This is a genomic window from Vibrio sp. 661 (assembly GCF_033339315.1).
In the GTDB taxonomy this organism is placed as follows: Bacteria; Pseudomonadota; Gammaproteobacteria; order Enterobacterales; family Vibrionaceae; genus Vibrio; species Vibrio alginolyticus.
In genome coordinates this window covers 26,319-38,433 of the sequence record NZ_JAWOUJ010000027.1, presented here as the reverse complement: position 1 = coordinate 38,433, position 12,115 = coordinate 26,319, and the positions used below count along the sequence as shown (strand labels likewise).

The window sequence follows — 12,115 nt, the reverse complement described above, 5'->3', positions numbered from 1 at the left end:
TGGTAGTTCAGTTGGTTAGAATACCGGCCTGTCACGCCGGGGGTCGCGGGTTCGAGTCCCGTCCACTCCGCCACTTAATATCGACAACCTCGCTTATGCGAGGTTTTGTCAAATCTAGAATATGAAAATTCCATAGGGGTGTAGCTCCAATTGGCAGAGCAGCGGATTCCAAATCCGCGTGTTGGGAGTTCGAATCTCTCCACCCCTGCCACATATCAGGCTCTGACTTAGGTCAGAGCCTTTTTTGTATCTGGTTTCTTCTCATTATTACAGCTTATTTCTACTCTTATCCCGTAAGTATGGCTTTCTGCTGTACTTTGGCAGCATTTAATCTACTGAACGAACGAAACTACAGTTAGCTGTAATGATCAGTGGCCCGAAATTTTAATAATAAAGGGGAATCACTATTTATATTTAGTTACACTCAACCGATCTGGATTAATGAGTAACTATGTATGGATATATCTCGTCGACGCTTTCTTCAATCATCCTTAGCAATCTCCGCGCTTACCGTTCTACCTGCATGTTCTCTATCTAGGAGCACTAATAAGCAGAGGCAATATATATACGATATCACTGCAGAGCCTTCTACTGCAGAATTTATCCCTGGGTTTAACACAGACGTACTCGCATTTAATGGTTCGATTCCAGCGCCTACGATTCGTTGTCGCCAAGGCGAGAAAGTTATAATTAGGTTTACTAACAAGCTTTCAGAGCCGACTACAATCCACTGGCATGGCTTGCGAATCCCTATTGAAATGGATGGTGTACCTTTCTTAAGCCAGCCGCCTATCATGCCGGGTGAAACATTCGTTTATGAATTTACACCGCCAGATGCAGGCACGTTTTGGTATCACCCCCACATGAATAGCGTTAAGCAACTTGGTATGGGCTTAGTTGGGCTAATTATCGTTGAAGAGGCTGAGCCTGTTCTATTTGATGAAGAACAGGAAATAGTTCTAAAGCATTGGCATTTAGACAAACAAGGTCAGTGGAAGAACCTTATGGTACCGCGCTTGAGCGCTCGTATGGGGACTCCCGGAGAGTGGAGTAGCGTCAATGGTGTGCATGAACCTGTTTATACGCTGAAGCAGAATGCTACCACGCGATTAAGAATTGCTAATGTCGATAACACCATTACTTACCCGATCGCTATAGAAGGGGCAGAGGCTTGGGTTATTGCTATAGATGGTAATCCTGTTAAAACGCCTTATAAGCTCACTCAGCACAAAATTGGTCCAGGAATGAGGTTAGATATCGGATTGATTGCTCCGAAGGTTGGAAAACGTGTTTATGTGCGTCAAATGAAAGGACGCTTCCCATTCCCTTTGTGCGAGTTTGACGTTGTTGAGTCTGACCTGCCGAACAACCAGAAACTGCCTTTATTACCTCTCAACCCTGTGCCAGCTCTCGATTTGAAAAATGCAGAGCAAATCGATTATGTGTTTGAGTGGGAGGGCGCGATCACTCCTGCTGATAAATCGGGCAAAGCGATACCTAAATTCTGGCTGATGAACAAACGGGCTTGGGAGGGAATGAGCAAAGATAATATTCCGCCGCCCCTTTCAACATTGGAGATGGGAAAAACCTATATCTTCAACCTAAAGAACGTCACCCAATATCATCATCCTATTCACCTTCATGGACACACATTTACGGTTCTTGAGTTAGATGGAAAAAAACTCGACGAACCGTTTCATACCGATACGGTCTTGCTTGGAAAAAACGGCAGTGCGAAAGCGGCATTTGTTGCAGATAACCCTGGACGTTGGATGTACCATTGTCATGTGATCGAACACATGAAGACGGGGTTGATGGGTTATATTGAAGTAAAGTGACTCCTGTAACTTTTTAAATCTTGATAAGTTTTAAGCGCTATACTTGGCTGAATTCTAAGATTGTATAATCACTATTGCCGTAAATTTGATTACAATGTCGCCATTAACTTTTCTGGGGGAATTATGGGACAACTATCCGTTTTGGGTTTTATTGCATTGGGTGGTGCATTTGGTGCATGTTCTCGTTACTTAATTTCTGAACTTTGTGTCATTTTATTGGGGCGTGGTTTTCCATATGGTACGTTAACCGTTAACGTTGTTGGCTCATTTATGATGGGCTTATTGATAGCAGCTTTCGATAATGAACTTTTGGCAACGGAACCTTGGCGACAAGTGATTGGCTTGGGTTTTTTAGGGGCACTAACGACGTTTTCCACCTTCTCGATGGATAATGTGTTGCTTATGCAGCAGGGCGCTTTCTTTAAGATGGGGTTGAACGTATTGTTGAATGTAGTGTTAAGTATTTCAGCTGCGTGGATAGGCTTTCAATTATTGATGCGCAGCTAGCAAAGTAGTTAAAAATTGAACAGGTCGGCTTGGTTTCACCAAGCCGTTTTTATATACTGACATCACTTGTCGGAGTGCCATAAGGCTGAGACCGTTAATTCGGGATCCGTTGAACCTGATCAGATTAGAATCTGCGAAGGGAACAAGAGAAGATATTCACACCGGAGTTCTTTCTGGTTGACCTATCAAAAGTCGAATGTTGTTACAGGCAAATATCGTAAGCTTTAACTAGCCTTAATTTGACTCCTCTTGTCGCATCTATCCGCCAAGCATTTTTATCCAATTACTTTTTATCTAGTATAACAAAGCAAGGAAAAATGCTATGTCGAGTCGCAAACAAGCGAGACTGGAAGCAAAACAGTTCATTGATACACTCTCGGTACAACCGTACCCCAATTCAAGCAAAGTCTACGTTGAAGGCTCACGTCCAGATATTCGTGTGCCAATGCGTGAGATATCACTCGCTGATAGCCTTATTGGAGGCACAAAAGAAGCGCCTATATTCGAACCTAATGAGCCAGTACGCGTTTACGATACGTCGGGTGTATACACAGATCCAGAGCACACCATAGACCTCTATAGCGGCTTACCTAAGCTGAGAGAAGGGTGGATTGAAGAGCGTGCCGATACTGAGCTACTTGATGAAGTAAGCTCGGTGTACACCAAAGAACGCTTAGAAGACGAAACACTAGACGATCTTCGTTACGGTAATCTACCACGTATTCGACGTGCCAAAGATGGCCATTGTGTGACCCAATTGCACTATGCTCGCAAAGGTATTATTACCCCAGAAATGGAATACATCGCGCTGCGTGAAAACATGGGGCGTGCCAAGTATCGCGATGAAGTGCTGAATCAACAGCATCCGGGTCAAAGCTTCGGAGCGAACCTACCAAAAGATATTACCGCCGAATTCGTGCGTAAAGAAGTCGCCGAAGGTCGCGCTATTATCCCTTCCAATATTAACCACCCAGAATCCGAACCAATGATCATTGGACGTAACTTTTTGGTCAAAGTGAACGCCAACATCGGTAACTCATCGGTCACTTCTTCGATTGAAGAAGAAGTAGAGAAACTAGTTTGGGCGACACGTTGGGGTGGAGATACCGTTATGGATCTCTCTACTGGACGTAACATCCACGAAACTCGCGAGTGGATTCTACGTAACAGTCCGGTTCCGATCGGTACCGTACCAATGTATCAAGCGCTTGAGAAAGTGAATGGTGTTGCGGAAAACCTTAACTGGGAAGTGATGCGCGATACCCTGATTGAGCAAGCAGAGCAGGGCGTTGACTACTTTACTATCCATGCCGGTTTACTACTTCGTTATGTGCCAATGACTGCAAAACGCGTTACTGGCATCGTCTCTCGTGGTGGTTCTATCATCGCGAAATGGTGTTTAGCGCATCACCAAGAAAGCTTCTTATATACCCACTTCCGAGAGATCTGTGAAATCTGTGCTAAGTATGATGTGGCACTTTCTCTCGGTGATGGTCTGCGTCCTGGCTCGGTGGCCGATGCTAACGACGAAGCGCAATTTGCAGAGCTTCGTACCCTTGGTGAGTTAACCAAGGTTGCGTGGGAATACGACGTACAAGTAATTATCGAAGGTCCTGGCCATGTTCCAATGCATATGATCAAAGAGAACATGGAAGAGCAGCTGGAGCACTGCCATGAAGCACCATTCTACACGCTTGGCCCACTGACGACAGACGTCGCTCCTGGTTACGACCATATTACTTCAGGCATCGGCGCTGCCATGATTGGTTGGTATGGCTGTGCGATGCTTTGCTACGTCACTCCTAAAGAGCATCTTGGCTTACCAAACAAAGAAGATGTGAAAGTAGGCATGATCACTTATAAGCTTGCTGCGCACGCCGCTGATTTAGCGAAAGGGCACCCAGGTGCTCAAGTTCGTGATAATGCGCTTTCTAAAGCTCGCTTCGAGTTCCGCTGGGAAGATCAATTCAACTTGTCACTCGACCCAGATACCGCGCGCGCTTTCCATGATGAAACCTTACCTCAAGAGTCCGGCAAAGTTGCTCACTTCTGTTCGATGTGCGGACCAAAGTTCTGCTCGATGAAGATTTCGCAAGAGGTACGAGAGTACGCGAAAGACACTGAGCAAGTTGCTGCGGACCAAGCTATCTCAATCAAAATGCTGGATGATCCTCTTGAGGGGATGCGTCAGAAATCGCAAGAATTTAGAGAGTCAGGTTCCGAGCTATACCACCCAGCAGCACATGCCGAGGTAAGTGACTAATGAGCAAAATCCTTATTCCGTCATCATTGATTGAACTGGCAGGTTTAGTTCAGCAATGTTTGTTGTTGGCGAAAGAACAGGGTTTTAGCATCGAAGACATTGAGTTGGGTGTGAGCCCAACTCAATCTATTCAGCTTGTTCGCGGCCAACAGACCACACACATAACGACTGATCTCATTGATGATTATGACTCTGAGCATGAGAGTTCATTTGTGCTCTATTACCGTTCTGCTTTGTCGGTAGAAGCGTGCGCTAAGCAACCGTCGAAAGCGATTCATATTGGCATTGCTGATACGCAGGTATCCGATGAAAAGGAGAAAGTGCTTCAGCTTGATATCTGGCGTCACCCAATTAACAACGAAGTGAGAGCGCTTTCCGTTAAGTCCAAATTCAACGCAATGTTCGATCCTGAACATCACCTTGCTTGGATAGTAACGCTGACAGTACTCGATTTTCCTATCGAAGATGCGTTAACACTTGCTCGAGGAATGCTAACTCAACAAGCGAATGTTTCACGTGAAACACTGTTGAATGACAACCTTGGTGAGGGAAGATCTACTCAGTGGGCTGACCAATTTGATGATTTCCCCACACCTGTACTAGAGGATAACCGGCTAGGTATTCAAGTTGGTTGGTCTGCACAAGGTGAGAGCGTTAGCTTTCCAACTCTAACTAAGCAAAGTCTAGGGCTCTATCCAGTCGTTGATGATGTTGCTTGGATTGAGCGTCTACTGCCACTAGGCATCAACACTATTCAACTGCGAATCAAGAACCCACAACAAGCCGATTTAGAACAACAGATCATTCGAGCAATTGAGCTAGGCCGTCAGTATCAAGCACAAGTGTTCATCAATGACTATTGGCAGTTGGCAATCAAGCATGGCGCTTATGGCGTTCACCTAGGACAAGAAGACATAGAAGAATCGAATTTGGCTCAGATAACTAAAGCCGGCATTCGTCTTGGTCTTTCTACGCATGGTTATTACGAACTACTGCGCATCGTACAAATTCATCCTAGCTACATCGCACTAGGGCATATTTTCCCAACCACCACAAAACAGATGCCATCGAAACCACAAGGTTTGGTGCGCTTGGCTTTGTATCAAAAGCTGATTGATAGCATTCCTTATACAAATACAGAGGCTGCTTTCAGACCTTCAAAAGACAAAGAAGTAAGTGACTATGTGCTTGGCTTTCCGACGGTTGCGATTGGTGGTATCGACCAATCTAATGCTGACCAAGTTTGGCTAACAGGTGTTTCTAGTTTGGCAGTTGTGCGAGCTATTACGTTGGCAGAATCACCTCAGTCCGTCATCGAGTTCTTTGCACAACTGATGAAAGAAAGACAGCTAACGTTCACTGATCAGAATAATGAATTGGCGGATACCAAGAGAGGCGAGCATGCTCACGGATAAGCAGTTTCTTCGCTATCAGCGCCAAGTCGCTCTGCCTGAAATTGCCGAAATTGGGCAAGAACGTTTGAGTAAATCGCATGTGCTGATCATCGGTTGTGGTGGGTTAGGGAGCGCAGCGAGTTTGTACTTGGCATCAGCGGGGGTTGGTAAATTGGTTGTGGTTGATGACGATAAAGTTGATAGCAGTAACCTACAACGTCAGATCATTTATCGTGAACAAGACCTCCAAGTTGCGAAAACAAAAGCGACTGTAAAGCAATTGACTGAACTTAATTCTATGGTTCAAGTTCGTGCTATCAATAAGCGATTAGACAAAGCACAGCTGCAGCTTGAGGTGATGTTGGCGGATGTGGTTTTGGATTGCACCGACAACATGCCAACGCGTCAGCTAATTAACCAAGTTTGTTTCGAGCAAAATACGCCGCTCATCTCGGCGGCGGCAATTGGTTGGCAAGGGCAATTTGCTGTCTTTGATTACCAAACACCAAGTGAACAAGAAGCGCAGAGTAAAGCGTGTTACCGCTGTTTGTATCCGTTCGACGAATTACCACAAACGCAAAAGTGCAGTGAGAGCGGTGTCGTCGGTCCGGTGGTGGGCACACTTGGCAACTACCAAGCGATAGCGGCAATTCAAAAACTGGCGACGGGAAAGTTTCATGTCGAGACTGCCAAGTTACACCTGTTCGATGGATTGAAGCTGCAATGGCAAACCATGGCGATAAGCAAAGACAAACAGTGCCAAGTGTGTGCTCAGATTTAGCTTACGGGTAATGAGCAGAATTAAGAGAGTTGGAAGCAATGACGTTATCAGAACAACAAACAACACAAATGACAGCTGCTGACTTAGATGTGATCACTATTGTCATCAATGGCCAGTCACATCAAGTTGCCAGTGAGTCAAATCTACAGCAAATCATTAGTCAATTTGCGCTGCCTGAAATGGGCTGTGTTTTTGCAATTAATAACAATGTTGTGCCGTGCAGTGAGTGGGCTAGCACAGTTCTTTCACAGGGAGATAGCATCTCTTTGTTTCAAGCGATCGCAGGGGGTTAAAGTCGATGCTTAAAATTGGTGATAAACAATTCGAATCAAGACTGTTCACGGGAACAGGGAAGTTTGCCAACAGCCGATTAATGGCAGAAGCGATTCAAGTATCGGGTTCTCAACTTGCGACCATGGCGTTGAAGCGTGTGGATGTGAACGACCAACAAGACGATATTTTGCTACCGTTAGTACAAGCGGGTGTGAACTTATTGCCGAACACCTCAGGTGCAAAGAATGCTAAAGATGCTGTGTTTGCAGCACAATTGGCGAGAGAAGCGTTGGGTACTAACTGGTTAAAACTAGAAATTCATCCAGACCCGAAGTACTTGATGCCCGATCCAATTGAGACACTAGCAGCCGCTGAGCAACTGGTTCGTGAGGGTTTCATTGTCCTTCCTTATTGTCATGCTGACCCGGTTCTGTGTAAACGATTGGAAGAAGTAGGCTGTGCTGCAGTCATGCCATTAGGTGCGCCGATCGGTTCTAACAAAGGGATAGTTTCTCACGATTTCCTAGAGATCATCATCGACCAAGCTAATGTTCCTGTCGTTGTTGATGCGGGTATTGGTGCTCCTTCACATGCCGCGCGTGCGATGGAAATGGGCGCGGATGCCGTGCTCGTCAATACTGCGATTGCGTCTTCGAGCGATCCCGTTGCGATGGCGAAGGCATTTAAGTTGGCGGTAGAGTCGGGGCGTATGGCTTATGAAGCCGGACTTGCTGGTAAGGTTTCTCATGCGGTTGCGTCGAGTCCACTGACGTCATTCCTAGATGAGCTTTAGTCTTAGATTGGTTTAGCTATTAAGCGAGGAAAACATGAGCTTCGTTGAACAATTTAAGCAGCTTAATTGGGATGACATCTCGATGTCGATCTACGCGAAAACGGCACAAGATGTCGAGCGAGCATTGAATAAACCCAAGCGTGATTTGGAAGACTTTAAAGCGCTAATTTCACCAGCGGCTGAAGCGTACTTAGAGCAAATGGCGCAGCTGTCATATTCGGCCACTCGTAAGCGCTTTGGTAATACCATGTCGCTTTACATTCCATTATACCTCTCTAACTTGTGTGCCAATGCTTGTACTTATTGTGGCTTCTCGATGGAGAACAGAATCAAGCGTCGTACTTTGAATAGGGACGAAGTGGCTGCAGAAGTTGAAGCCATTAAACGCATGAAGTTTGATAGCGTATTGCTGGTGACTGGTGAACACGAAACCAAAGTGGGCATGAAATACTTTCGCGAAATGGTGCCGATGATTAAGCAACGTTTTAACTATTTGGCGATGGAAGTGCAGCCACTTGATCAAGACGAATACGCTGAGCTCAAGACATTGGGTTTAGATGCGGTGATGGTCTATCAAGAAACGTATCATCCTTCGACGTATGCCGAGCACCATTTGCGTGGCAATAAGATGGATTTTGAATACCGATTGGATACACCCGATCGTCTTGCAAAAGCGGGCATCGATAAGATCGGTATTGGCGCATTGATTGGGTTGGAAGAGTGGCGTACCGACTGTTTTTATGTGGCAGCGCACTTGGACTATCTTGAGCGCACGTATTGGCAGACTCGTTACTCGATTTCTTTCCCACGTTTGCGTCCTTGTGAGGGCGCGCTCCAACCAAAATCAGTTATGACGGATAAGCAGCTTGTGCAGTTGATTTGCGCTTATCGCTTGTTGAATCCAGAAGTGGAGTTGTCATTATCGACTCGTGAATCACCAAAGTTCAGAGACAATGCATTACCGTTAGGCATCACCAGTATGTCTGCTGCATCTAAAACTCAGCCGGGTGGATATGCGATGGATGATGTTGAACTCGAGCAGTTTGAGATCAGTGATGAGCGAAGTGCGGGTTCTGTGGAAGATATGATTCGAGCCAAAGGCTTTGACCCTGTATGGCGAGATTGGCACTCAGCGTATTCTGGTTAAGTAGTAAAGAAAGCCACTGGTCATCGTTATGTTTCACGTGAAACATAGGTAAAAAAGAGGGTTGATGCAAAACATCAACCCTCTACTTTTTTCTAGCTTCTAGCTTCTAGCTTCTAGCTTCTAGCTTCTAGCTTCTAGCTGTGTGCTACTGGTAGCGTTGCTTGACGAAGCCACTCTTTCACATCACCCTCAACAAGTGGGCTGATCTCATCCCATACCTTCTGATGGTAATCATTCAACCATGCAAGCTCTGGACGAGTTAGCATATCAACATTGATGTTGCGCTTGTCGATTGGACAGCGTGTTAGCGACTCAAATGACAGAACAGGGAAGTCACCGTTTGTTGCGGTTTCAACAACAAGCTCTAGGTTTTCAATACGGATACCAAACGCATCTGCACGGTAGTAGCCTGGCTCGTTTGATAGCACCATACCTTCTGTTAGAGGCACGTCGATTTGCTTCTTCGAAATGCTTGCTGGACCTTCATGAACACTTAGGAAGTGACCAACACCGTGACCGGTACCGTGATCGTAATCGTAGCCTTCCGCCCATAAGTGCTGACGAGCTAGCGTATCGATTTGGTAACCACGTGTGCCTTTCGGGAAACGTGCACGAGCAACACCGATGTGACCTTTTAGCGCAAGAGTGAATTGTTTAATCATCTCTTGTGAAGGCTGACCGATCGCAATGGTACGCGTGATGTCTGTCGTGCCATCTAGGTACTGACCGCCTGAATCCACTAGGTAAAGTGTGTTCAGTTCTAACTTACCAGGTTCAGGTTGGTTTTCGTGATTGTAGTGACACATGGCCGCGTTGCCGCCTGCCGCTGAAATGGTATCAAAGCTAAGATCCATAAGTGTCGGGTCTTCGCTACGAAATGCTTCCAGTTTGTCTGCCAGTGTCGCTTCATCATGCAGGTTACCAGCAGCGACTTCAGTATCTAACCAAGATAGGAACTTACTCATCGCTACGCCATCACGGATATGACATGCTTTCATGCCTGCGATTTCAACTGAGTTCTTCGCCGCTTTTGGCATTAGGCATGGGTCAGCTTTACTCACCACAGATGCGCCTGCGTTTTGAAGCACCAGCTTAAACCACGCGTTACTTGTCGCAGGGTCAACCAGTACATTCTTGCCAGTTAGGTTTTCTAGTCGTGCTTGCAATGCTTCTGGGTGATGAACCGTCACGCCGGCACCAACATGAGCGTCAAACTCAGCAGGTAGGCGAGCAGGATCTAGGAAGTATTCCACGCTTGAGTCTGAGTGCAGAATCGCGTGAGAAAGCAGAACTGGTAAACGTGATACATCAAGACCACGAACGTTGAGTAACCAACAGATAGAATCAAGTGCTGTGATCACTGCGCTGTCTGCACCGGCTTTTTTCACGAGCTCTGCGATTTCTTGGCGTTTGCTTTCACTTGACTGACCAACTGCTTCTGTTGCCATTAGGCGAACATCAGAAACCACAGGAGCAGGGCGGTCGTGCCACAGTTCATCAATTGGGTTGCTATCGAGAATCTTAAGCTCAAGTGCGCCAGCAAGTTTTGCTTGTGCCATGTCTAGCCAAGCAGCGTTGTGCATGCGAGGGTCGATTGCCACAGACGCGCCATTTGCAAGATGGTCTTTAATCCAATCTAGTGCAGGCTCTTCAATCAAGTGACGGTATTCGAATAGATCAGCAGGAACCTGCTTTGTTACTTGTACTGTGTAGCGACCATCAACAAAGATAGCGGCTTTGTCTTTGGTGATTACCGCAGCACCAGCAGAACCAGTAAAGCCAGTTAGCCAATGTAAACGCTCGTTGTGCGCTGGTACGTATTCACCCAAGTACTCGTCTTCATGAGGGACAAGTAGGGCATCAATATTATGTTGTGCTAGCCATTCGCGAATTGCATTCACGCGGCTTTGGGTATCGTTGTGCATCTCTGTTATTCCTTCAAATTACCGCTCCTTCATGCTCAGGTGTGGGAGCTGTTTCCATCTGCTTCATGCAGTTTACGATTCCATTGAGGTTCGCAATCACTTCAATAGAGTCGGAGTACAACTAGGCCATAGATGAGCCAAAAAGGACTACGACAGTTAAGCTACTCATTTTAGCCGCTAAGCGCAAATTGAGTGCGGTGTTTTTATCTAAGGTGATCGGTTTTTTGTGTGATCATCGTACGTAGCCAGCCTAATGCAGGGTCGTTTTCTCTATCTCGGTGCCAGAATAAAGTGTAAGCCATAGGTGGGAATTCTAACGGTAGTGGCAGCACGACCAAATCAAGCTGTTTGGCCGCAAGTTGCACAAAATGACTTGGCGCAGTAAAGATAAAGTCGGTGTATGAACATAAACTTGCGGCACTGTTAAAGTCGGGCACAGTGACGGCAATATCGCGGTCGGCGCCAATATCTGCAAGGCGATAATCTAGCAACCAACGGTCGTTGCCATCACAACGCACCTGTACATGGCGTAGGGCGAGATAGGCTTCCAGATTCCAAGGTTGTTTTAGCGCAGGGTGGTTTTTGCGAATAATGCACATTTGGTAATCACGATAAATTTCCAACTCGCAAATGTCATCGGGTGGTTGAAGAGTCAGCTTGGCATCGTTTATATCGATATCTTTTCCAGTTAAGCCTAAATCCAGTTCGCCGCGTTGAAGCATTTTAAATGTATTATCCGACCACGGGTGTGTGCTAATTGTCACGCCAGGTGCTTGTTGAAAAATCGCCGGTAAGAAATGGGGTAGAATGAGAGGGTAGACACTCTCTACCGCTGCTATTTGAAAACGGTATTCGCTGCTTTGCGGAGAAAACTCTTCGGGTTGAGTCAGCACTTCTAACTGATTTATCAACAGATCCAGTTTCGGTTTAAGAAACAATGCGCGCGGCGTAGGTGTTAATCCATGTGAGTTTCGAGTGAAAAGCGGGTCATCAAATTGAATGCGCAGTTTAGCCAGTGATTTACTTACGGCGGATTGGCTTAAGCACAATCGGTGGGCCGCACGAGTAACGTTTAACTCTTCAATCAGCACTTTAAAGCAGACCAATAGATTTAAATCGATACGAGCCAGTTTTTCGACGTTCACAGTGAATTTCCTCTGAGGAATAATGCTCATGATTATACATCATTTCCAT

The 12,115-nt window shown here is 46.0% G+C and carries 10 protein-coding genes, 1 tRNA gene and 1 riboswitch; of the genes, 9 read left to right on the top strand and 2 right to left on the bottom strand.

Annotation, left to right across the window (positions count from 1 at the left end):
* The first annotated feature begins 134 nt into the window (after positions 1-134).
* The 9 genes from R7P69_RS23580 to thiH all read left to right on the top strand — a co-directional run bounded on the left by R7P69_RS23580 (position 135) and on the right by thiH (position 8,996).
* A tRNA-Trp gene (locus tag R7P69_RS23580) sits at positions 135-211 on the top strand.
* Between the two features lie 244 nt (positions 212-455).
* The gene (locus R7P69_RS23575) at positions 456-1,838 is read left to right on the top strand and encodes a multicopper oxidase family protein (protein WP_085570136.1); all 1,383 of its coding nucleotides are present in this window, start codon (positions 456-458) and stop codon (positions 1,836-1,838) included.
* A gap of 123 nt (positions 1,839-1,961) precedes the next feature.
* Complete coding sequence (gene crcB, locus R7P69_RS23570; protein WP_005378811.1) at positions 1,962-2,345, top strand: fluoride efflux transporter CrcB; 384 nt, start codon at positions 1,962-1,964, stop codon at positions 2,343-2,345.
* 60 nt (positions 2,346-2,405) lie between these two features.
* Positions 2,406-2,504: riboswitch (TPP riboswitch) on the top strand.
* Between the two features lie 163 nt (positions 2,505-2,667).
* Positions 2,668-4,608 (top strand): phosphomethylpyrimidine synthase ThiC, encoded by a 1,941-nt coding sequence (thiC, locus tag R7P69_RS23565; protein WP_085570137.1) that lies wholly within the window; start codon positions 2,668-2,670, stop codon positions 4,606-4,608.
* Positions 4,608-6,023 carry a thiamine phosphate synthase gene (locus tag R7P69_RS23560; RefSeq protein WP_085570138.1) on the top strand — a complete coding sequence of 472 codons (1,416 nt, stop codon included), beginning with the start codon at positions 4,608-4,610 and terminating at the stop codon, positions 6,021-6,023. The genes thiC and R7P69_RS23560 overlap by 1 nt, the downstream gene beginning before the upstream one ends.
* Complete coding sequence (locus tag R7P69_RS23555) at positions 6,010-6,783, top strand: HesA/MoeB/ThiF family protein (protein WP_054702534.1); 774 nt, start codon at positions 6,010-6,012, stop codon at positions 6,781-6,783. Before R7P69_RS23560 ends, R7P69_RS23555 begins: the two co-directional genes overlap by 14 nt.
* 38 nt (positions 6,784-6,821) lie before the next feature.
* The gene (gene thiS, locus R7P69_RS23550) at positions 6,822-7,076 is read left to right on the top strand and encodes a sulfur carrier protein ThiS (RefSeq protein WP_054702541.1); all 255 of its coding nucleotides are present in this window, start codon (positions 6,822-6,824) and stop codon (positions 7,074-7,076) included.
* A gap of 5 nt (positions 7,077-7,081) precedes the next feature.
* Positions 7,082-7,849: a thiazole synthase gene (locus tag R7P69_RS23545; RefSeq protein WP_054702531.1), complete on the top strand. Its 768-nt coding sequence runs from the start codon at positions 7,082-7,084 to the stop codon at positions 7,847-7,849.
* Positions 7,850-7,883: 34 nt separating this feature from the next.
* Positions 7,884-8,996: a 2-iminoacetate synthase ThiH gene (thiH, locus tag R7P69_RS23540; protein ID WP_005447249.1), complete on the top strand. Its 1,113-nt coding sequence runs from the start codon at positions 7,884-7,886 to the stop codon at positions 8,994-8,996.
* Positions 8,997-9,130: 134 nt separating this feature from the next.
* On the opposite strand, the gene R7P69_RS23535 is transcribed toward thiH, so the two are convergent.
* Together R7P69_RS23535 and R7P69_RS23530 are read right to left on the bottom strand one after the other, a co-directional pair.
* Complete coding sequence (locus R7P69_RS23535; protein ID WP_085570140.1) at positions 9,131-10,921, bottom strand: aminopeptidase P family protein; 1,791 nt, start codon at positions 10,919-10,921, stop codon at positions 9,131-9,133.
* 203 nt (positions 10,922-11,124) lie between these two features.
* Complete coding sequence (locus R7P69_RS23530) at positions 11,125-12,066, bottom strand: LysR family transcriptional regulator (RefSeq protein ID WP_005378791.1); 942 nt, start codon at positions 12,064-12,066, stop codon at positions 11,125-11,127.
* Between the last annotated feature and the right edge of the window lie 49 nt (positions 12,067-12,115).